Source organism: Herbaspirillum sp. SJZ099 (genome assembly GCF_007828355.1).
In the GTDB taxonomy this organism is placed as follows: domain Bacteria; phylum Pseudomonadota; class Gammaproteobacteria; order Burkholderiales; family Burkholderiaceae_D; genus Herbaspirillum.
Genome location: NZ_VIUO01000003.1, coordinates 207,655 through 228,221 on the forward strand (window position 1 = coordinate 207,655; position 20,567 = coordinate 228,221).

General features: G+C 63.2%; 17 protein-coding genes and 1 pseudogene. 13 read left to right on the top strand and 5 right to left on the bottom strand.

Annotation, left to right across the window (positions count from 1 at the left end; translation table 11 throughout):
• The first annotated feature begins 159 nt into the window (after nucleotides 1-159).
• Nucleotides 160-885 carry an SDR family NAD(P)-dependent oxidoreductase gene (locus FB597_RS08810; RefSeq protein ID WP_141914476.1) on the top strand — a complete coding sequence of 242 codons (726 nt, stop codon included), beginning with the start codon at nucleotides 160-162 and terminating at the stop codon, nucleotides 883-885.
• 168 nt (nucleotides 886-1,053) lie between these two features.
• A complete protein-coding gene (locus tag FB597_RS08815) occupies nucleotides 1,054-1,851 on the top strand; it encodes an IclR family transcriptional regulator (protein ID WP_144769260.1) in 798 nt (265 codons plus the stop codon).
• 41 nt (nucleotides 1,852-1,892) lie between these two features.
• Here the strand turns inward: FB597_RS08815 and FB597_RS08820 are convergent, their stop codons facing one another.
• Nucleotides 1,893-3,515, bottom strand: coding sequence for an alkaline phosphatase (locus FB597_RS08820; RefSeq protein ID WP_144769262.1), 1,623 nt, complete (start codon nucleotides 3,513-3,515; stop codon nucleotides 1,893-1,895).
• Nucleotides 3,516-3,843: 328 nt separating this feature from the next.
• Between FB597_RS08820 and FB597_RS08825 the strand changes: the two genes are divergently transcribed.
• A complete protein-coding gene (locus tag FB597_RS08825; RefSeq protein ID WP_141914479.1) occupies nucleotides 3,844-5,046 on the top strand; it encodes an ammonium transporter in 1,203 nt (400 codons plus the stop codon).
• 415 nt (nucleotides 5,047-5,461) lie between these two features.
• On the opposite strand, the gene FB597_RS08830 is transcribed toward FB597_RS08825, so the two are convergent.
• Nucleotides 5,462-6,211 carry an SDR family NAD(P)-dependent oxidoreductase gene (locus FB597_RS08830; RefSeq protein ID WP_144769264.1) on the bottom strand — a complete coding sequence of 250 codons (750 nt, stop codon included), beginning with the start codon at nucleotides 6,209-6,211 and terminating at the stop codon, nucleotides 5,462-5,464.
• A gap of 78 nt (nucleotides 6,212-6,289) precedes the next feature.
• Here FB597_RS08830 and FB597_RS08835 point away from each other — a divergent pair, with 78 nt between their 5' ends.
• Together FB597_RS08835 and FB597_RS08840 are read left to right on the top strand one after the other, a co-directional pair.
• Complete coding sequence (locus FB597_RS08835; RefSeq protein ID WP_144769266.1) at nucleotides 6,290-6,862, top strand: TetR/AcrR family transcriptional regulator; 573 nt, start codon at nucleotides 6,290-6,292, stop codon at nucleotides 6,860-6,862.
• A 444-nt stretch (nucleotides 6,863-7,306) separates the two neighbouring features.
• Complete coding sequence (locus FB597_RS08840) at nucleotides 7,307-8,503, top strand: serine hydrolase (protein ID WP_255517136.1); 1,197 nt, start codon at nucleotides 7,307-7,309, stop codon at nucleotides 8,501-8,503.
• Between the two features lie 89 nt (nucleotides 8,504-8,592).
• Here FB597_RS08840 and FB597_RS08845 read toward each other — a convergent pair whose 3' ends face one another.
• Nucleotides 8,593-9,657: an aldose epimerase family protein gene (locus FB597_RS08845; protein WP_144769268.1), complete on the bottom strand. Its 1,065-nt coding sequence runs from the start codon at nucleotides 9,655-9,657 to the stop codon at nucleotides 8,593-8,595.
• Nucleotides 9,658-9,732: 75 nt separating this feature from the next.
• Complete coding sequence (locus FB597_RS08850) at nucleotides 9,733-11,055, bottom strand: DNA-binding transcriptional regulator (RefSeq protein ID WP_186442758.1); 1,323 nt, start codon at nucleotides 11,053-11,055, stop codon at nucleotides 9,733-9,735.
• A 436-nt stretch (nucleotides 11,056-11,491) separates the two neighbouring features.
• Here FB597_RS08850 and xylF point away from each other — a divergent pair, with 436 nt between their 5' ends.
• From xylF to FB597_RS08875, 5 genes are all read left to right on the top strand, one after another.
• Complete coding sequence (xylF, locus tag FB597_RS08855) at nucleotides 11,492-12,472, top strand: D-xylose ABC transporter substrate-binding protein (protein ID WP_370454672.1); 981 nt, start codon at nucleotides 11,492-11,494, stop codon at nucleotides 12,470-12,472.
• 238 nt (nucleotides 12,473-12,710) lie between these two features.
• Nucleotides 12,711-14,267 (top strand): D-xylose ABC transporter ATP-binding protein, encoded by a 1,557-nt coding sequence (xylG, locus tag FB597_RS08860; protein WP_144769274.1) that lies wholly within the window; start codon nucleotides 12,711-12,713, stop codon nucleotides 14,265-14,267.
• A gap of 22 nt (nucleotides 14,268-14,289) precedes the next feature.
• A complete protein-coding gene (locus tag FB597_RS08865; RefSeq protein ID WP_141914486.1) occupies nucleotides 14,290-15,429 on the top strand; it encodes a sugar ABC transporter permease in 1,140 nt (379 codons plus the stop codon).
• Between the two features lie 82 nt (nucleotides 15,430-15,511).
• Nucleotides 15,512-16,321 (top strand): SDR family NAD(P)-dependent oxidoreductase, encoded by an 810-nt coding sequence (locus FB597_RS08870; RefSeq protein WP_304599189.1) that lies wholly within the window; start codon nucleotides 15,512-15,514, stop codon nucleotides 16,319-16,321.
• A gap of 66 nt (nucleotides 16,322-16,387) precedes the next feature.
• Nucleotides 16,388-17,269 (top strand): amidohydrolase, encoded by an 882-nt coding sequence (locus FB597_RS08875; protein ID WP_141914487.1) that lies wholly within the window; start codon nucleotides 16,388-16,390, stop codon nucleotides 17,267-17,269.
• 77 nt (nucleotides 17,270-17,346) lie between these two features.
• Here FB597_RS08875 and FB597_RS08880 read toward each other — a convergent pair whose 3' ends face one another.
• Nucleotides 17,347-18,294, bottom strand: a complete 948-nt coding sequence (locus FB597_RS08880) for a LysR family transcriptional regulator (RefSeq protein ID WP_144769275.1) — start codon at nucleotides 18,292-18,294, stop codon at nucleotides 17,347-17,349.
• Between the two features lie 308 nt (nucleotides 18,295-18,602).
• Here FB597_RS08880 and FB597_RS20480 point away from each other — a divergent pair.
• From FB597_RS20480 to FB597_RS08895, 3 genes and pseudogenes are all read left to right on the top strand, one after another.
• Nucleotides 18,603-18,791 (top strand): annotated as a pseudogene (locus FB597_RS20480) (putative quinol monooxygenase); the annotation flags it as partial.
• Nucleotides 18,792-18,805: 14 nt separating this feature from the next.
• Nucleotides 18,806-20,017, top strand: a complete 1,212-nt coding sequence (locus FB597_RS08890; protein ID WP_144769277.1) for an L-dopachrome tautomerase-related protein — start codon at nucleotides 18,806-18,808, stop codon at nucleotides 20,015-20,017.
• A gap of 224 nt (nucleotides 20,018-20,241) precedes the next feature.
• Nucleotides 20,242-20,451 (top strand): general stress protein, encoded by a 210-nt coding sequence (locus FB597_RS08895; protein ID WP_144769279.1) that lies wholly within the window; start codon nucleotides 20,242-20,244, stop codon nucleotides 20,449-20,451.
• The last annotated feature ends 116 nt before the right edge of the window (nucleotides 20,452-20,567 follow it).

Here is a 20,567-nt window from a genome sequence, read left to right on the forward strand (position 1 = left end):
GTCTATGCATCCCGACTCCGTTCGGACTGAGTAGCCCGCAGGGCGAACGGAGTCAACCGCAACATCGCAACGCAGGAGCCTGACCCGATGCCGCCGGCACATACCGCCGGCGGCATCCAGCCAGTCCCCCGCACCATAGAAAACAGCAAAGGAAACCACATGACTTTCTCCGCCGATCTTTTCAAAGGCAAGACCGCGCTGGTCACCGGCGGCACCCAAGGCATCGGCGGCGCCATCGCGCGCCAGCTGGCATCGATGGGCGCCCAGGTGATCGCCGCCGGCCTGCCGCCGTTCGCCACCGACGAATTCAAGGACAGCGGCGTGTCGCTCATCGAGATGAACGTGGCCTCCGAAGACAGCGTGCGCGGCGCGCTGTCCAGGATCGACCGGCTCGATATCGTGGTCAATTGCGCCGGCATCATCAAGCGCGGCGCCGAACTGGAAACCGAGGTCTTCGAACAGGTGATCGCGGTCAACCTCACCGGCACCATGCGCGTATGCGCCGCCGCGCGCGAACTGCTCAAGCAGTCCCAGGGCTGCATCGTCAACACCGCTTCCATGCTGAGCTTTTTCGGCGGCGGCCTGGTGCCGGGCTACAGCGCCAGCAAGGGCGGCGTGGCGCAACTGACCAAGTCGCTGGCGATCGCCTACGCGGCTGACGGCATCCGCGTCAACGCGGTGGCGCCGGGCTGGATCGCCACGCCCCTGACGCAAGCGCTGCAGGACGACCCGGCGCGCGCCGGCCCGATCCTGGCGCGCACGCCGCTGGGCCGCTGGGGCACGCCGCAAGACATCGGCAATGTCGTGGCTTTCCTGTGCACGCCGGCCGCCTCTTTCATGACCGGGACCATCGTGCCGGTCGACGGCGGCTACCTGGTTGCCTGAGCGGCCAACCCATCTCGATTGCATGCCATTTGCCCGCGTCAGCGTCTCCATGCCGGCGCGGGCTTTTTTATCTAGAACTCATTTCATCAATAGGCGTGAGATGCGTTCTCGACCGCTTCGCTATAATCTGGCGCCGTCCCACCACACACCAACCAGCGTCCATCGTCCATGCCCGCCCAAGATAAAGCCACGGAAGACCAGACCAAGATCGCCGGCACCGCCGCCTTCTCCAAGTTCATGGCCGTGCTGCAACTGATCGCCGACCAGGATGCGCCATTGACCATCGCGCAACTGGCCGCCCTTTCCGGCTATCCGCGCCCGACCGTCTACCGCATCCTGGGCGCGCTCATGGCCGAAGGCATGGTGCTGGAAAATCCGCGCACCAAGCAGTTCGAGGTCGGCCCGCGCCTGATCAACCTGGCCAGCCGCGCCTGGGACCGCAGCGACATCCGCGCCACCGCCATCGAGCACCTGCGCGCGCTGCGCGACGCCACCCGCGAAACCGTGCACCTGGCGCTGCCCTCCGACGCCGGCATGGTCTACATCGAGAAACTGGAAAGCCCGCAGGCGGTGCGCATGACCTCGCGCATCGGCACCCGCGTGACGCTCTACTCCAGTTCGGTCGGCAAGTCCTACCTGGCCGCGCTGGACGAAGGCCGCCGCGAACGGCTGATGCAAGGCATCCGCATGCAGCGCTTCACCGAATACACCATCACCGACCTCGCTACCCTGCGCGCCGAGATCGAAGAAACCCGCGCACGCGGCTATGCCGAAGACCGCGAAGAGAACGAGGCGCAGATCTTCTGCTATGGCGCCGCCATCATGGGCCCGGACGGGCTGCCGGCGGCCTGCATCAGCATCAGCATCCCGCTGTTCCGGCGCCTCGACGAGCCGCTGCAGGCCTATGTCAAACCCCTGCTGGAAACCTGCGCCGCCATCTCGCGCAAGCTGGCCGGCCCGGGCTGAAGCGCGCGCCGTCACTCCTCGGCGCGACGGGCTCCGGCGGATCAGGCCTCCGGCGGCAATTCGACCTTGTAGAGCTCGTTGCCGTCGGCGTTGTGCAGCGACACCGTCATCGCCTTCGTCTTCGCATCGATCTTGCCGATGCCGAAGAACTGCAGCAATTCCGCCGGCGAGCGGTTCTGCTTCATGTCTGCCGGAATGCTGACGTAGCGCACATCCGGCCCGAAGGTGCGGTCGATCTCGCCGGGGCCGAAAGTGCCGGCATTGATCGGCCCGCCAACGAATTCCCAGAAAGGCTTGAACTCGGTGAACTGCGCGCGCTCCGGCGAATAGTAAGTGGCCGACGCGTAGTGCACGTCCGCGGTGACCCACACCACGTTCTTGATGTCGTGCCGCTTGATGAAGCGCAGCAGCTCGGCCACCTCCAGCTCGCGCCCGGAAGGCTTGCCGTTGTCGGCATTGGCCCAGGCTTCATAGGTGCCTTGCGGCACGTCGGGATTGAGGTCGGGCACCACGATGGAAAGCGGCATGTCGCTGGCGATCACCTTCCAGGTCGAGCGCGAACGCAACAACGCCTGCTTGATCCAGCGCATCTGCTGCGGCCCGAGGAAATCGGCATCGCGCCCGCCCTTCTGGCGGTTGGGCGAATTGACGCCGCGGTAGCTGCGTTCATCCAGCATGAACACCTCCAGCAGCGGGCCGTAATGGAAGGAACGATAGATGCGGAAGGGATCTGCAGCGTCGATGCGGAACGGATTGTGCTCGAACATCGCCTGGCGCGCCCGCGCCGCCAGCACATCCAGGTTGCGCTCGCTGTAACGCTTCTCCGCCTCGCCCATCACCTGGCCCGGATACCAGTTGTTGCGCACCTCGTGGTCGTCCCACTGGACCAGGAACGGCACCTCGGCGCAGAAGCGGCGCTTGCTGGCGTCCAGCATGTTGTAGGCGAAGTTGCCGCGGTAGTCGTCCAGCGTCTGCGCCACCTTCGACTTGGCTTCGGTGACGACATTGCGCCACAGGCTGCCGTCGTCCAGCTTCACCTCGGCCTGGATCGGGCCGTCGGCATAGATCTGGTCGCCCGAGTGGATGAAGAAATCCGGACGGAAGCGGCGCATGCTCTCATACACGCGGTAACCGCCCCAGGCCTCGTTGATGCCCCAGCCCTGCCCGGCCTCGTCGCCGGAGAAGGCGAACGTGATGTCGTCGGCCCGGCCACCGTGCACGCCGCCCGGCACCATCAGGCTGCCGGTGACCGGCTCGCTCAGCGCCGATTCATGCGCCAGGTCCTGGAAGCGTACACGGTAGTGCAGGCGCTGGCCCGCCGGCAGGCCGCGCAAGTCCAGGCGCGCGGTGTAGTCGTTATGCACCGTCGCCAGCGGACCGGCGATGCGCGTGGCCCCGGTGAAATCCGCATTGGCGGAATACTCCACCAGCATGCGCGCGGGACGGTCGGTACGGCTCCAGACGATGGCCGAATCGCGCGTGACGTCGCCGCTCATCACGCCGCCCGGCATCTGCGGACGCAGGCGCTCGGCGGTGACGATGGCGGGCCCCTGGGCGCGCGCCGGCATGGCGGCGGTTCCCAGCACCGCGCCGGCGCCCAGGCGGGCGCTATCGCGCAGGAAGCGGCGACGTTGCTGGTCGGCTGGATCTTGATGGTCTGGCATGGCAACTCCTCGTGGCAGGTGGCTTGAAGCGTTGCAATCTAGCAATCGCGTATGACCGTCCGATGAAACCATGCCGCCATGCCCGATTTTTCATGGTTTTTCTTTTCCCGGTTCCCTGTTTTTCCGATTCGCACCAAAACATGGCTCCCCACATCGCCAGCAGGCCGGTTTCGCACAAACATCGTGCAAAAAGAGAACCATCCAAAAGAAACAGAATAAAAAATCCCTTCCAGATCAGCCACTTAAAGAAAAATCACCAAAATGGAATGAAATTTGCTTTAAAACGAGGCTTCAATTCGTTTATTGCACAATCTTTGGGAGTTTTCAGGTGGAAGATCACAAAAACGGCGCAGACGCGCTGTTCATCCTGCTCGGCGCCATCATGATCCTGGCCATGCATGCCGGCTTCGCTTTCCTCGAACTGGGCACCGTGCGCAAGAAAAACCAGGTCAATGCGCTGGTCAAGATCCTGGCCGACTTCGCGGTCTCGACCATCGTCTACTTCTTCATCGGCTACTACGTCGCCTATGGCGTCTCCTTTTTCGCCGGCGCCGAAACGCTGGCGCAACGGAGCGGCTTCGAACTGGTCAAGTTCTTCTTCCTGCTGACCTTCGCCGCCGCCATCCCGGCCATCATCTCGGGCGGCATCGCCGAGCGCTCCAAATTCAATCCGCAACTGATCGCCACCGCCGTGCTGGTCGGGCTGGTCTACCCGTTCTTCGAAGGCATCGCCTGGAACGGGCACCTGGGCCTGCAAGACTGGCTGGCCGCGACCTTCGGCGCCGGCTTCCATGATTTCGCCGGCTCCATCGTCGTGCATGCCGTAGGCGGCTGGATCGCGCTGCCGGCGGTGCTGCTGCTGGGCGCGCGGCGCGGACGCTACAGCAAGGAAGGCGCGGTCGCCGCGCACCCGCCATCGAACATCCCGTTCCTGGCGCTGGGCGCCTGGATCCTGACGGTGGGCTGGTTCGGCTTCAACGTGATGAGCGCGCAGACGCTGGACAAGATGAACGGCCTGGTCGCCATGAATTCGCTCATGGCCATGGCCGGCGGCACCCTGGTGGCGCTGCTGATGGGCAAGAACGACCCCGGCTTCGCCTACAACGGCCCGCTGGCGGGGCTGGTCGCCGTGTGCGCCGGCTCGGACCTGATGCATCCGATCGGCGCCCTGGCCACCGGCGGCATCGCCGGCGCCATTTTCGTGTGGATGTTTACCCGCACCCAGAACAAATGGAAGATCGACGACGTGCTGGGCGTATGGCCGCTGCACGGCCTGTGCGGCCTGTGGGGCGGACTGGCCGCCGGCATCTTCGGCCAGCAGGCGCTGGGCGGACGCGGCGGCGTGGCCTTCATGTCGCAACTGCTGGGCAGCATGCTGGGCATTGCCATCGCGGTCATCGGCGGCTGGATCGTCTACGGCCTGCTCAAGGCCGCCATCGGCATCCGCCTCGACCCCGAACAGGAATTCGAAGGCGCCGACCTGGCCATCCACAAGATCTCGTCGACGGCGGAGCGCGAGACCAGTTGGTGACGTTGATCAATAAAAAAAATACGGTCGCAACAAGATGACTGCCAATGCAAAGACCACCTCTTAAGGTGTAATGCCGCTCAGTTAAGCGCTGAACGGCATTTTTGCTTGTGGAGTCCAGATTCCGTTCGCCCTGAGTAGCTGCGCAGCAGCGTATCGAAGGGCAGGCAAGACTGCTAACGCTGGCACACTGGCTTCGATACGGCCCTGGCGGGCCTACTCAGCCCGAACGGGTTCTGATGATTGAGCGAGAGTTAGCCTTAACTGAGCGGCATTACACCCTCTTAAGGTGGCCTTTGCGATATTCGGGTGCAATTGTCGCGAATGCCGGCCATCGGCCAGAAGCAGACTGCCGCGCATTCCCGGTCAGCAACCATCCCAAGTAACGGCTGATATGAAATACTTGCCGTGCAGTGTCTCAGACTGCGACAGAGCCGCCATCCACGAACAACTCGATACCCGCGATGTAATTGCTCTCGGCCGATGCCAGGAACAGCACGGCACGCCCAACCTCATCCGGTTCCCCCAGGCGCCCCAAAGGTAGCATTTGCTTCAGCGCGTCTTCCATCCCAGGACGCGCCTCAAGGTAATCACGCATCAGGCGGGTCTCGGTTCCTCCAGGCGCTACCACATTCACTCGGATGCGCCGATCCTTCAGATCTGCAGTCCAGCTGCGCGCAAACGAGCGCACGGCCGCCTTGCTCGCGTTATAAAGCGACTGTCCCGGAAAGCCCTTGACGCCAGCCACAGAGCCATTCAGGACGATTGCACCTCCTGGCGACATCAAGGGCAGCGCTTTTTGCACGGTGAACAGCAATCCGCGCACATTCAGGTTAAAGATCCAATCGAAGTCTTCCTCTTCGATCAGGCCCAATGGCTTTGCCTCGGTTGAGGCGATCCCGGCGTTGGCGAATAGCACATCGAGTCTTCCGTGGTCGTCGTGGATGCGAGCGTAAAGGCGGTCCAGATCGCCCAGATTGGCAGCGTCGCCCGATACGCCGACGGCGCCATTTCCGATCTCCCGGACTGCCTGGTCAAGTTTGTCAGGCCTGCGGCCGGTCACATAAACCCGCGCACCCTCTGCAGCAAATAGCTTGGCCGTGGCCAGCCCGATGCCTTCGCTGCCACCGGTGACCGCCACAACCTTGTCTTCGAATCGCTTTGTCATATGTACCCCTTTCATAAGTGGAGAATTGCTCCACTTATTATGTGGAGATATCATTCACTTTTGCAAGCATATTTGAATATGGCGCACAAATTCCCCCTGACAGAAGAACCATCGCTAAGGGCCGATGCAGCCCGCAACCGCGAGCGCATCCTCGCGGCAGCCGAAGAAGTGTTTCTGGAACGCGGGGCCGACGCCTCGCTAGACGACATCGCCAAGCGAGCCAAAGTCGGGATCGGCACCCTGTATCGCCGCTTTCCCACAAGAGAGGCGCTGCTTGCAGCGACGAACGATGAGCGGCTCATGGCGCTGACCGAGGCCAGCCGAGGGCGCGACGACAAGCTGGATCCGGATGCTTCCGTACGCGCTTTTGTCAAGGATCTGGTGGCGCACGCAACCCACTATCGGGGGCTGGCTGCGGCGCTGGGTACCGTCCTCAATAGCGGCACGCCGGGTTGCCACGCTAGCGGCGAGGAGGTGCGACGCCTTCTCCAGCGCGCACAAAAGGCGGGAGCCATTCGCCCGGACGTCTCCGTTGAGGATCTCGTCTGCATAGTGACCGCGATTTCCCTCAGCATCGAACAAGGTAGTACGACGAATTCGCGTGTCGCGCATTTGACCGACCTGTTCCTGGATGGAGTCAGCGTGCGGTAAAGATCGCGGCGAGAAAGTTGGGGCGGCATCAGGTGTCCCGTCCTGAACTAGGTTGACACTTTTCTGACGAGAGGAAGTGACCTGATCTGAATTTTTCGGACCGCTGAAAATGACGGCAACGCCTCTGCCGGGGATACGTCTTCGGTATCGACATGCGACATGCAATAGGACACTTGCGGGATAAAAAGGCCGGTTGAACGGTTTTTATCCGATTCCCTTTATCCTTATCGTTCATCCGGATAAGATTGGCTGCGATCATGCCACCCGGCCTTCAAGGAAAGGAATTCCCCAATGGCGACCTGTCTTGGTTTTATGTCGCAGGCCCGATGCGCCGCGATCATCTCGCTGGCGTTGGCATGCTCACTGCACAGCGCGCATGCTCAAGCCCCGGCCATTCATACGTTTCCTGATGCCGCAGACAGCGACCCCGTCCAGTTGGAATGGATGGTTGGCGCGCCGCCGCCCGATAAAAAGATACTGCGCTTTGAAGACGGGAGCTATTTCCGGTTTCCTGCATTGCGATGGAGCGTGGCGCACTTCCGGCAACTGATGCCAACCGTGAATGTCTCGCGCGGCCTGGGCGCCCCGACGATGCTGCCGCGCGCAATACGCCCGGACATCGATCGGTTGCGCTTTACGCCAGTCGGTTCGGCCACATCGATGACATGGAAAGAATCGCTAGGCGCCACCTACACCGACGGGATCGTGGTCCTGCACCGTGGCCGCATTGTCTATGAGCGTTATTTTGGCGCGCTTGCCGAAGATGGACAGCACGCCGCCATGTCCGTGACCAAATCGCTGGTCGGCACCTTAGGGGCAACCCTGGTGGCGGAAGGAAAACTCGATGCCGGCAAACGGGTGGCCGACTACGTGCCTGAACTGGCCGCATCCGCATTCGGCAATGCAACCCTGCGCCAGATCCTGGACATGACCACCGGCCTCCAATACAGCGAGGACTACGCCGATCCGAAGGCACAGGTGTGGGCGCACGCGCAGGCCGGCAATCCGTTGCCCAAGCCAGCCGGCTACACCGGGCCTCGCAGTTACTACGAATTTCTCCAGACGGTTCGGCCCGAAGGAAGCCACGGGGAAAAATTTTCCTACAAGACCGTCAATACCGATGTCTTGGGTTGGGTCATCGCGCGCGTGACCGGGAAGAATGTCGCAGACCTGCTGTCCGAACGGATCTGGAGGCGCATCGGAGCGGAGCAGGATGCCTATATGACGGTCGACTCCATCGGAACGCCTTTCGCTGGCGGCGGCCTGAATACCGGACTACGCGATCTCGCGCGTTTTGGCGAAATGCTCCGCCATAACGGCCGCTTCAATGGGCAGCAGATACTGCCGGAAGCAGCGGTGGCCGACATTCGACGCGGCGGCGACAAGGCCGATTTTGCCAAGGCAGGTTATGCGCAGCTCCCCGGATGGAGTTACCGCGACATGTGGTGGGTATCGCACAATGCGCATGGCGCATACAGCGCGCGCGGCGTTCATGGCCAACGGATTTACATCGATCCGAAAGCCGAAATGGTGATCGTCCGCTATGCCTCACATCCAGTTGCGAGCAACGCCGCCAATGACCCGGTTACCATTCCCGCCTTCGAGGCGCTGGCCGAGTATTTACTGGCCCGAAAGCATTAACTCCCCAGTTGATGCTCCAGGAATGGCGGATATCAGCTTCCAGCGCGAGTGATCTGCACTAACATCAAAGCAAGCCTCCAGAACGCGAGTCATTCCCGCACGCTCAGGCGATACACCGTCGTTTGGCGGTACACCTGCCCGGGACGCAGGATCACGGCTTCGCGCTGCGGGCCGTTGATCTGGTTGGGATAAGCCTGCGCCTCCAGGCAAAAGCCGTCATGCGGGACATAGGGCTGCGCGCCCCGCCCCGGGATGTTTGCCAGGAAATTGCCGCTGTAGAACTGCAGGCCGATTTCCGTCGTCGATACGGTCAATTGCCGCCCGGATCCCGGATCGTAGACCGTCGCCACCTCGCGCAATGCCTGGCTGCGTCCTCCCGGATCGCCGGCTTCCGGCTCTTCCCGGCGCAGGCAGTAGCAATGGTCGAAGCCGCCGGCAATCCCCAGTTGCTCGTCGGGCCATGACAAGCGGGGGCCGATCGGCGCCGGCTGGCGAAAGTCGAAGGCGCTGCCGGCCACCTCCGCTTCCCGTTCAGGGATGAGCTTGCGGTCGACCTGCAGATAGGTATCGGCGTCGATGGACAGGATGTGGTCGCAGATGTTGTCGGCGCCGCCGTTCAGGTTGAAGTAGCCGTGCGAGGTCAGGTTGAGCGGCGTAGGCGCATCGGTCGTGGCGGTGTAGTCGATGCGCAACCGGCCCTCGTTATCCAGCCGGTACAGCACCGAGGCCAGGACATTGCCCGGGAAACCGGCCGCGCCGTGCGGCGATACCAGCGTCATCCGCAAGCCTTCCGGATCGGGCTGCACTTGCCACGGCATGAGATGGAACCCGCCCTCGCCGCCATGCAAGTGGTTGTCGCCGTTATTGCGGTGGACCTGGTAGGCGACGCCATCCATCGTGAAGCGGCCGTCGGCGATGCGGTTGCCCCAGCGGCCGATGATGCTGCCGAAGTAATCCGGATTGGCGATGTAGCCGTCGACGTCCTTGTAGCCGAGCAACACGTCGGCTTCGCGGCCGTAACGGTCCGGCGCCCACCAGGAAACCAGCGCCGCACCGCGGTCGCTGATGATGACGCGCATGCCATAGGCATTGCGCAAGGTGTACAGGTTGATACCGTGTTCAGCAGATGTGCTGGAAATTGTGAAATGCGTCATCGTCTAAAAATTTGGCAATGGATTGAATTGCGGATCCATCGGTATGTTCATTCGCCCGTTTGTCCTTGATGCCTGTCAGTTGCCGCTGCCGTCCGATGGCGGCGCCAGTATCGATGCGGCCGCCGAAAGCTTTTTCCCCGACCGCTGGGGCGCTTGCCTGGGCGTCTCGCCGCCGCCGGCCAAGCGTTCCTGGTATTCCCTGGGCGTGCAGCCCAGTTCGCGCTTGAAGACGGCGTGCATGTATTGCACCGACGTGAAGCCGCAAGTGACGGCGATGTCGGCGGCATTGCTGCCGTCCTGTTGCAACAGGCTCTTGGCGGCATCGAGCTTGAAGCGCAGGATTTCATCGTGCACGCTGCGCCCCAGCTCGCGCCGGAAATACCATTCCAGCGAGGAGCGCGAGATGCCGACGTAATCGGCCACCTGTTCGGTCTTGATCCCCTGGCAGGCGTATTGGCGGATGAAGTGCAGCGCCTGCATCACGTGTGGATGATTGCGCACTTCATGGCGGCTCGATGCCAGTACATTGATGCCGGCCGGCGGCACCAGGATGCGGGTGTTAGGGAACTGGGCGCCGTGCAGCATCTGGTGCAGCAAGTGCGCCGCCGTGCGGCCCATCTCGGTCGTCCCCTGGATCACGGAACTGAGCGGCACGCGTGTGAGCACCCGCGCCAGCGGGTCGTTGTCGATGCCGATCAGGGCCACTTGCTCGGGCACGGCAATGCCGGCGAACAGGCAGGCCTGCAACAGCTGGCGCGCGCGCGCATCGGTGACGGCGATGATGCCGATCGGCTTGGGCAGGCTGCGCACCCAGGCGATCAGTTGCTCCACGGCGCTGTCCCAGGACTGCGCGCTGGTGCCGACGCCGCGATAGATGTAGCCCTGGATGCCGTCGCGCTGCGTGAGCGAGTCGAAAATCCGCTCGCGCTCCTGCGCCCAGCGATTGCCGCCGGCCGCGGGCAGACTGAAGAAGGCGAAGTTCTGCAGGCCGGCCTCGATCAGGTGGTCGTAGGCCAGCTTGACCAGCTTGAAGTTGTCGGTGGCGACATAGGGCCGGCCTTCCGGATAGAAGCTCTCATCGGCATACGAGCCGCCGATGGCGACCACCGGCAGGCGCACCCGCGACAAGGCCTCGGCGGTGGCGGGGTCGTCGTATTCGGCGATGATGCCGTGCCCTTGCCAGCGCTCGATGCCTTGCAGGCGGGTACGGAAATCCTCCTCCAGGTACAGGTCCCATGAGGCGCGCGTACTGCTGAGGTATTCGCCGATGCCGGCAATGATCTCGCGGTCGAATATCTTGTTCGCATTGAACAGCAATGCAATACGATGCACTGTTGGCACTCTTGCCACTCTGCACTCTCCTCTTGGCGCCGGCCTCCCAGCGCTGTCTCCGGCCATCGGTGCGCGCGGTCTTTTCGCTCCCAGCTCTGCTGGCTGACATTTTTCTTACAGCAGAGGGATTGTAGCGGCCCATTGGTCGGACCACCGCTTTGTGCAACCGCAACAGAAAGAATCGCTATCCCGGTTGGTGAATTTCGTAATTGTAGACATGAATCGGCGGTTGCTAGTATCGGCCTCACATCAAAACCGATAGCAATTATTCAAAAGGCCTTGATGCATAGCAAGAGACTTCTCCTCCGTGAATTTACGGAGCGAGGCGGCAAACCGGCAACACGGTAACGGCAAGCGGATCGACCTCATGACAAGGGGCCGGTCGCCAGCTTGCACATGGGACTGGCACTAGCCATGCCCCTAAAGATGCCCCTTTAAAAATCATAATGACATTGGAGATCAGGCAATGAACGCAATTCTGAAAAAAAGTGTATTGGCCTTGATGGCGATAACGACCATCTCGCTGGTCAGCACCAGCGCCATGGCGGATGCCAAAAACCCCAAGATCGGCTTTTCCATCGACGACCTGCGCGTCGAACGCTGGGCGCGCGACCGCGATTTCTTTACCGCGGCCGCGGAAAAACTGGGCGCGAAAGTCTTTGTCCAGTCGGCGGACGCCAGCGAAGCGCGCCAGATCTCCCAGATCGAGAACCTGATTTCGCGCGGCGTCGATGTCATCGTCATCGTGCCGTTCAACGCGACCGTGCTGACCAACACCATCAAGGAAGCCAAGAAGGCCGGCATCAAGGTCCTGTCGTACGACCGCCTGATCCTGAATGCCGATGTCGATGCCTATATTTCCTTCGACAACGAAAAAGTCGGTGAAATGCAGGCCGAAGGCGTGGTCAAGGCCCAGCCCAAGGGCAACTTCTACCTGCTGGGCGGCTCGCCCACCGACAACAACGCCAAGATGCTGCGCGAAGGCCAGATGAAGGTGCTCAAGCCATACATCGACAAGGGCGACATCAAGATTGTCGGCCAGCAGTGGGTGAAGGACTGGAACCCGACCGAGGCCTTGTCCATCGTCGAAAACGCGCTGACCGCCAATAACAACAAGATCGATGCCATCGTCGCGTCCAACGACGGCACCGCCGGCGGCGCCATCCAGGCGCTGGCGGCGCAAAAGCTGGCCGGCAAGGTGCCGGTTTCCGGCCAGGATGCCGACCTGGCCGCGGTCAAGCGCGTCGTCGCCGGCACCCAGACCATGACGGTGTACAAGCCGCTCAAGCTGATCGCCTCCGAAGCGGCCAACCTGTCGGTGCAACTGGCGCGCAACGAGAAGCCTTCCTACAACTCGCAATATGACAACGGTTTCAAGAAGGTCGACACCGTCCTACTCAAGCCGACCCCATTGACCAAGGCCAACGTCAACATCCTGGTGGATGACGGCTTCTACACGCAAGCGCAAATCGGCGGCAAATAAACCCGACGATCCGGAACGGCACAGCGCCGCTCCGGATCGCGGCGTTCGCTTCATTTTTTTATTGGTTCCATGCGCCTGATGGCGATGGGCGATGGGCGATGGGCGACGGGACATGGCCGATGCCGGTGCGATGCCCGGCCGTCGCCGGCCTCATCGCATGCTTTACCGCCCCGAACTTCCATGGCACCGCCATGACGTTCCGGCCAGTTCCGGCCGTTTTTATCCCACGAGAGCAGGCATGTCTGAGTATTTGTTAGAAATGAAGGGCATCGTCAAGCAGTTCGGCGGCGTCCGCGCCCTGGATGGCATCGACCTCAAGATCAAGGCCGGCGAATGCGTCGGCCTGTGCGGCGAAAACGGCGCCGGCAAATCCACCTTGATGAAGATCCTGTCCGGCGTCTATCCGCACGGCACCTGGGAAGGCGAGATCCGGTGGGATGGCAAGCCGCTCGCGGCCCAGTCGGTGCGCGACACCGAAGCGGCCGGCATCGTCATCATCCACCAGGAACTGATGCTGGTGCCGGAACTGTCGGTGGCCGAAAACATTTTCATGGGCCACGAGATCACCCTGCCCGGCGGCCGCATGAATTATCCGGCCATGTATCGCCGCGCCGAAGAACTGATGCGCGAGCTGAACATGCCCGACATCAACGTGGCCTTGCCGGTGATGCAGTACGGCGGCGGCCACCAGCAACTGGTGGAAATCGCCAAGGCGCTCAACAAGAAGGCGCGCCTGCTGATCCTGGACGAGCCCTCGTCGTCGCTGACCTCGTCGGAAATCGCGGTCCTGCTCAAGATCATCAGGGATCTCAAGGCCAAAGGCGTGGCCTGCGTATACATCTCGCACAAGCTCGACGAGGTAGCCGAAGTCTGCGACACCATCTCGGTGATCCGCGACGGAAAGCACATCGCCACCACCCCGATGCAGTCGCTGGATGTGAACCAGATCATCACGCAGATGGTCGGGCGCGAAATCACGGCGATGTATCCGACCCGCGACCATGAGATCGGCGAAGTGGTGTTCGAGGCCCGCAACGTCACCTGCTTCGATGTCGACAACCCCAGGCGCAAGCGTGTCGACGACGTGTCTCTGGCGGTGCGCCGCGGCGAGATCGTCGGCATTGCCGGGCTGGTCGGCGCCGGCCGCACCGAATTGGTGTCGGCCCTGTTCGGCGCTTATCCCGGCCGCCACGAGGGCAAGGTCTTCATGGACGGCGTGCAGGTCGATACCAGCACGCCGCTCAAGTCGATCCGCCTCGGCCTGTGCATGGTGCCGGAAGACCGCAAGCAGCACGGCATCGTGCCCGATCTCGGGGTCGGCCAGAACATCACGCTGACGGTGCTGGACCGGTTTTCGCACCGCACCCGCATCGACGCCGGTTCCGAACTGAAGACCATCCAGGACGAAATCGTACGCATGCAGCTCAAGACGTCCAGCCCCTTCCTGCCGATCACCGGCCTGTCGGGCGGCAACCAGCAAAAAGCCGTGCTGGCGAAAATGCTGCTGGCGCAACCCAAGGTGCTCATCCTCGATGAGCCTACGCGCGGCGTCGATGTCGGCGCCAAGGCGGAAATCTACCGGCTCATCGCGGCGCTGGCCAAACAAGGGGTGGCCATCATCATGGTGTCGTCCGAACTGGCCGAAGTGCTGGGCGTGTCCGACCGCGTGCTGGTCATCGGCGAAGGCAAGCTGCGCGGCGACTTCGTCAATGAAAACCTGACGCAGGAGACGGTGCTGGCGGCCGCCATCAACCAATCGGCGCAACACCAGGCAACGCACAGCGCTGCCGCATAAATAAAACAACCTGGAATTGAGTATGAGAACAACGAACATCAAGCAGATTTTCGGCCGCTACAAGATCATCGCACTGCTCATCGCCATCGCCATCATCTGGGCTTTCTTCAGCTGGCAGACCGAGGGCGGTTTCGTCACGCCCCGCAACCTGTCCAACCTGCTGCGCCAGATGGCGGTCACCGGCATCCTGGCATGCGGCATGGTGCTGGTCATCATTGCCGGCGAGATCGATTTGTCGGTCGGCTCGCTGCTCGGCCTGCTCGGCGGCGTGGCCGCCATCCTGGATGTGACCTACCACCTGCCGCTGGCGCTCAGCCTGCCGCTGGTGCTGGCGCTGGGCCTGGCGTTCGGGCTGTTCAGCGGTTACCTGACCGCCTACAAGCGGATTCCCTCGTTCATCGTCGGCTTGGGCGGCATGCTGGCCTTTCGCGGCGTGCTGCTGGGTGTGACCGGCGGCCTGACCATCGCGCCGGTGTCGGACCACCTGGTGTACCTGGGGCAAGGCTACCTGCCGCCGCAACTGGGGATTGCGCTGATGCTGATCCTGTTCGCCCTGACGCTGGGGCTGACCTGGCGCCAGCGCGCCAACCGCGCGCGCCACGCGCTGCCGGTGCCGGCCTTGTGGCGCGATGCGGTGAAGGTGCTGCTCATCGGCGCCGTACTGCTGGCCTTCGTGCGCACGCTCAACAGCTATGACGGCATCCCGGTGCCGGTGCTGATGCTGCTGGCGCTGCTGGGCCTGTTCAGCTACATCACCACGCAAACCGTATTCGGCCGCCGCATCTATTCGGTGGGCAGCAACATGGAAGCCACGCGCCTGTCCGGCGTGAACGTGCAGGCGGTCAAGCTCTGGGTGTTCGGCATCATGGGCGTGATGTGCGCGCTGGCCGGCCTGGTCAACACCGCGCGCCTGGCCGCCGGTTCGCCCTCGGCCGGCAACATGGGCGAGCTCGATGCGATCGCGGCCTGCTTCATCGGCGGCACCTCCATGCGCGGCGGCTCGGGCACCATCTACGGCGCGCTGATCGGCGCGCTGGTGATGGCCAGCCTGGACAACGGCATGTCGATGCTCGATGTCGGCACCTACTGGCAGATGATCGTCAAGGGCAGCATCCTGGTGCTGGCCGTCTGGGTCGACGTCAGTACCCGTTCGGGACGCTGAGTATCCGATATTCATCTTGTTATCCATTTTTCGCCGGGCTTGGCCCGGCCGGTATTTCACTCTATTTCCGGAGTCCCTCAGCATGACCGCATCAACCCAACCCGCATCGACCTCCGCCGGCGCCATGGAGCACGCCATTTATCCCAGCCTGGCCGGCAAGCGCGTGGTCATCACCGGCGGCGGCACCGGCATCGGCGCCGCGCTGGTCACCGCCTTCGTCGAACAGGGCGCGAACGTTTTCTTCCTCGACATTGCCGACCAGGAATCCCGCGCGCTGGAAGCGGCGCTGAAAGATGCGGCCTTCCCGCCCACCTTCCTGCACTGCAACCTGGGCGATCTGGACGCGCTGGCGGCCACCTTTGCGCGCATCGGGGAAACCGTCGGCGCGGTGGATATCCTGGTCAACAACGCCGCCAACGACGACCGCCATGCGCTGGACGATGTCAGCCCCGCCTATTGGGACGAGCGCATGGCGGTCAACCTGCGCCACCAGTTCTTCTGCGCGCAAGCGGTCGCGCCCGGCATGCGCGAACAAGGGCGCGGGGCGATCATCAACTTCGGTTCCATTTCGTGGCACCTGGGCCTGCCCAACCTGACGCTCTACATGACCGCCAAGGCCGCCATCGAAGGCCTCACCCACGGACTGGCGCGCGACCTTGGCCCGCACAACATCCGCGTCAACTGCATCCTGCCCGGCGCAGTCCGCACGCCGCGCCAGACACGCCTGTGGCACAACCCGGAGGAGGAAGCCAACATCCTGTCCTCGCAATGCCTGCCCAAGCGCATCGAGCCGCACGACGTGGCGGCGATGGCGCTGTTCCTGGCCTCCGACAGCGCGGCCATGTGCAGCGGGCGCAACTACTACGTCGATGCCGGCTGGCTCGGCGCCTGAGGCGGATATCCCAATGACGATCTCCGAGCCCGGTTTTCCCACCAGCCATCGCGCGCAACCCGCCCCATGAACCCCAAAAAGCCGCTACGGATCGATGCGCACCAGCATTTCTGGCACTATCGCTCGGAGGACTATCCGTGGATCGGCGCCGAGATGGATCTGCTGGCGCAGGATCGGTTGCCGTACCAGTTCCAGCCGCTGCTTGAAGCGCACGGGCTGCATGCATCGATCACGGTGCAGGCGCGCCCCGGTCGCGATGAAACTGCATTCCTGCTGGGACTGGCGCGGCAGGATCGCCGCATCGCGGGCGTCATCGGCTGGGAAGATATTTCCTCGCCCGAACTGGCCGAACATGTCGGGCAATGGGGCCGCGACAAGCTGCTGGGATTTCGCCACCAGATCCAGGACGAGAGCGATCCGCCGGCATTCCTGGCGCAACCGCAGTTCAACGAGGGAATCCGCTGGCTGCAAGAGCGCAACTATGTCTACGACGTGCTGGTGCATGAAAGCCAGCTGTCATCCATCCGGGCCTTCTGCGCCCGCCATGACAAGCACTGGCTGGTGCTCAACCATCTGGGAAAACCGGCGCTCAAGGAATTCCGCAAGAACAAAGGGGCCTTCGAACGCTGGCGCGAGCAGGCGCGGGAACTGGCCGCCATGCCGCACGTCGCCTGCAAGCTGTCCGGCCTGCTCACCGAAGCCGACTGGATGCGCGGATTGTGCCTGCGCGACTTCGACCATATCCTGCTGTGCCTCAATACCGCACTGGAACTGTTCGGGCCGCAGCGGCTGATGTTCGGTTCCGACTGGCCGGTTTGCCTGCTCGCCGCGTCCTATTCCAGGGTGGTGTCGGTCACCCGGGAATGGGCCAGCACGCGCTTATCGGCAACCGAGCAGGACGCGCTTTGGGGAGAAACCTCAGCCAAGGTCTATGGCTTGTCGATGTGATGAAGCAAAGCGCCGCTCCGAAGAGTCGTCACGCCGCCTGATGCCGGGCCGGCCGCTTCCGTTTCCTTCCTTTTCCCTCAACCGGGCCGTCGGGTCCGGCCGGCCGCGACGCGGTCAAAGGCATCCGCCCGCAACCGGTCAGCCAGTTTCTCGATCAGGAAATCGATGAACAACCGCACCCGCGCGGGCATGTAACGCTGGCTGTTGTAGATGGCGTGGATATCCTCGATATCGCCGGGGTTGTATTCCTTCAGGATCTCGACCAGCCGGCCGGCCTGGATGTCCGGCCCGACGTGGAACATGCCCAGGCGGCCGATCCCCAGTCCGGCCAGGGTCAGCTCGCGCATGGTCTCGCCGTTGTTGGTCAGCATGCCGCCGGTGACCGGCAGCCGCACCGTGCTCCGGCCGACCTTGAACGGCCACTCATCCATCGCGCGCCGGAAATTGAAGTTGAAGCATTTGTGCCCGACAAGGTCGTCGGGCGTTTGCGGAATGCCGAAGCGTTTCAGATAAGCCGGCGATGCCACCACCGCCCGGCGCGATTGGCCCAGCTTGCGCGCATGGATGCTGGCGTCGGCCAGCGGGCCCATGCGGATGGCGATGTCGGCCTGGTCTTTCTGCAGGTCGACCAGGGCATCCGTGAGCGAGATGTCGAGGATGATCCCGGGATAGCGCTCATGGAATTCGGGGATGAGCGGCAGCACCTGGTGCGTCCCGAAAGGCAAGGTCACGCTTATCCGCAGATGCCCATGCGCAGCCACGCTCTTCTGGGTGATGTCGGATTCGGCGCGTTCGATGTCGTCGAGGATGCACACGCAGCTTTCATAAAACAGCTTGCCTTCCGGCGTGAGCGCCATGTGCCGGGTCGATCGCTGGAATAGCAGCACGCCCAGCCGCTCCTCCATCCTGGTCACCAGCTTGCCCACCGCCGACGGCGTCAACTTCAGGGCCCGGGCGGCCGCACTGAAGCTCGCCATATCCGCCACCTTCACAAACACCGCCATCTCGCTGTTGCGGGCATCCATGTACGCCACCTTATTTGAGAATCCAATTCACAGATGATATTCCATTGGGTGCAATTATCAATCTGATCGCCCAAGGCCATAATGCGCCCCATCGTCCCGCCAGCCGCCGCGAGCCATGGCGCGGCTAGCGGGACTAAAGGCACTGAAGACACTGAAAGCGGCGCCCTGCCGCCCATTTCCCGAACCAACGATAAAGGATTCGCATGAATGCTCCCCTCGTCATCATCGCGCTGGTGCGCGCACGCCCCGGCGCGCAAGCCGAACTGCTCGCTGCGCAAACCCGACTGGTCTAGGAAACCAGGAAAGCGCCCGGATGCATCCGCTACGAGCTGAACCTGTCGGAAGACGGCAGCGGCCGCGTGGCCTTCGTCGAGCAATGGGAATCTCCCGCGCTTTGGCAGCAGCACATGCAAAGCCCATACATGCAGGCGTTCCGCGATAGCGCCGGCCATCTGATCGGCGAATTCGACCTGCTGCAGATGCGCCAGGCCGCCTGACCCGAGGAGTCGTCATGCACCGTTACCTCATCCCCGCTCTGGCGCCTTTTCTGGCAACCGCATTGATGGCCGGCCCGGCCACGGCCCAGCCTTCCGCGCCGCTCGAACCATGGCGCAGCTACACCGGCGTCACCTGGCACAAGCCGGCCGCCGACGGCAGCGTGCAGCCCTATGCCGACTCGGCCAACGCGCCGATCGCCGGCATCCACTTCGATGCCCGCAACCGCGCCTTCGTCAGCACGCCGCGCCTGATCTCGCCCGGCGCGCCGGCGACGCTGAGCATCCTGGATACCGCCGCCGATGGCGGCCCGGCCCGGCTCACGGCCTTCCCATCGGAGGCCGGCAATGCCGTCGACGCCTCGCCCGAGCAGCATCTGCGCAATGTGCTGGGCTTTTATATCGATCGCCGCAACGGCTGGCTGTGGGCGCTCGACCAGGGCTTCGTCGCCGGCCAGAGCGAAGCCCCGCACGGCGCGCAGAAACTGATGGTGTACCAGCTCTCGAGCGGCAAGCTGCTCAAGCGCATCGGGCTGGATGCCGTCGCCGACCGCAAGGGCAGCTTCCTCAACGACATCGTCGTCGACGAACGGCGCAAGATCACCTATATCTCGGACAGCGGCCTGCGCAGCGCGCCGGCCAACCAGGTCGGCATCATCGTGGTGGATTACGCGTCTTCCGCCACGCGCCGCCTGCTCGACCGGCACCCCGCCCTTGCCGTGGAACCGGGCGCCCGCGTGATGTCGCATGGGGAAGAAGTCTGGCCCGGCAAGCCGCTGCTCCTGGGCATCAACGGCATCGCGCTGTCCCCCGATGCGGGCACGCTGTACTGGACGGTGACCACAGGAACCAAGGCATACGCCATCTCTACCGCTGTCCTGCGCCAACGCAACGCCAGCCAAGCCGAGGTGGCGGCGGCAGTACGGGAACTGGGCGAAGTAGGCGGCAACACCGACGGCATCGCCACCGATCGCAACGGCATGCTGTACATCACCGATGTCACCCACAACGGCATCGCGGCCTACGATCCCAAGCGCCGCACCATGCGGCTGCTCGCCAGCGATGAACGGGTGTACTGGCCGGATACGCCGACCATGGCGAACAATGGCGACCTGATCTTTACCGCCAGCAACCTGAACCGGCACTTCGCCGGCGCAGTCAAGCCGGGGGAAGAACGCTACACGCTCTGGCGCTTGCCGCTGGCCGGCCCAGCAAAGGCGCGCGACTGATGGACTGATGGACTGATGCCCCGATGCCGGCAGCCGGCGGCGGCAACGAGCTCATCTTCATCGCCGCTGGCATGACTGACAGCCGCTTCGGGCGTCGCCTCAAGCCATCCTCCGATATCGGAGCCGTGCGGGCCTCCCTAAGATGACAGGCGTGGGGCGGAGATGCGCGCCGTAACGCATGCCCTGCGATATTTCCGATCAACGCCAACGAAAGGAGAAACACCATGGCAAATCAGCAAAACCAGCAAGGCTCTACCAGCAACCGCGGTTTCGCTTCGATGGATGAAGACAAGCAGCGCGAGATCGCCAGCCAAGGCGGCAAGGCTTCCCACGAAAAGGGAACCGCGCACGAATTCACTTCGGAGGAAGCGCGCGAAGCCGGCCGTAAGGGCGGCCAGCACAGCCACGGCGGCAAGGGCAGCAACAACGGCTGACCCGACGCTCGGCAAGGGGCCCTGCGGGGCCCTTTTTCATCTGTGCTTGCCGCTTGGGGCAAGCAATCATCCTGCCGGCCTTTTCTCCACGGGAACGACGGCTAGCGCGGCCCGGC

Bases quoted from the DNA above. Each gene is read 5' to 3' on its own strand.
- FB597_RS08890 (WP_144769277.1), top strand. From the start codon at position 18,806: ATGCACCGTTACCTCATCCCCGCTCTGGCGCCTTTTCTGGCAACCGCA.
- xylG (WP_144769274.1), top strand. From the start codon at position 12,711: ATGTCTGAGTATTTGTTAGAAATGAAGGGCATCGTCAAGCAGTTCGGC.
- FB597_RS08850 (WP_186442758.1), bottom strand. From the start codon at position 11,055: ATGGCCGGAGACAGCGCTGGGAGGCCGGCGCCAAGAGGAGAGTGCAGA.
- FB597_RS08845 (WP_144769268.1), bottom strand. From the start codon at position 9,657: ATGACGCATTTCACAATTTCCAGCACATCTGCTGAACACGGTATCAAC.
- FB597_RS08810 (WP_141914476.1), top strand. From the start codon at position 160: ATGACTTTCTCCGCCGATCTTTTCAAAGGCAAGACCGCGCTGGTCACC.
- FB597_RS08835 (WP_144769266.1), top strand. From the start codon at position 6,290: ATGGCGCACAAATTCCCCCTGACAGAAGAACCATCGCTAAGGGCCGAT.
- FB597_RS08820 (WP_144769262.1), bottom strand. From the start codon at position 3,515: ATGCCAGACCATCAAGATCCAGCCGACCAGCAACGTCGCCGCTTCCTG.
- FB597_RS08865 (WP_141914486.1), top strand. From the start codon at position 14,290: ATGAGAACAACGAACATCAAGCAGATTTTCGGCCGCTACAAGATCATC.
- FB597_RS08840 (WP_255517136.1), top strand. From the start codon at position 7,307: ATGGTTGGCGCGCCGCCGCCCGATAAAAAGATACTGCGCTTTGAAGAC.
- FB597_RS08830 (WP_144769264.1), bottom strand. From the start codon at position 6,211: ATGACAAAGCGATTCGAAGACAAGGTTGTGGCGGTCACCGGTGGCAGC.
- FB597_RS08895 (WP_144769279.1), top strand. From the start codon at position 20,242: ATGGCAAATCAGCAAAACCAGCAAGGCTCTACCAGCAACCGCGGTTTC.
- FB597_RS08880 (WP_144769275.1), bottom strand. From the start codon at position 18,294: ATGGATGCCCGCAACAGCGAGATGGCGGTGTTTGTGAAGGTGGCGGAT.
- xylF (WP_370454672.1), top strand. From the start codon at position 11,492: ATGGCGATAACGACCATCTCGCTGGTCAGCACCAGCGCCATGGCGGAT.
- FB597_RS08875 (WP_141914487.1), top strand. From the start codon at position 16,388: ATGAACCCCAAAAAGCCGCTACGGATCGATGCGCACCAGCATTTCTGG.
- FB597_RS08870 (WP_304599189.1), top strand. From the start codon at position 15,512: ATGACCGCATCAACCCAACCCGCATCGACCTCCGCCGGCGCCATGGAG.
- FB597_RS08815 (WP_144769260.1), top strand. From the start codon at position 1,054: ATGCCCGCCCAAGATAAAGCCACGGAAGACCAGACCAAGATCGCCGGC.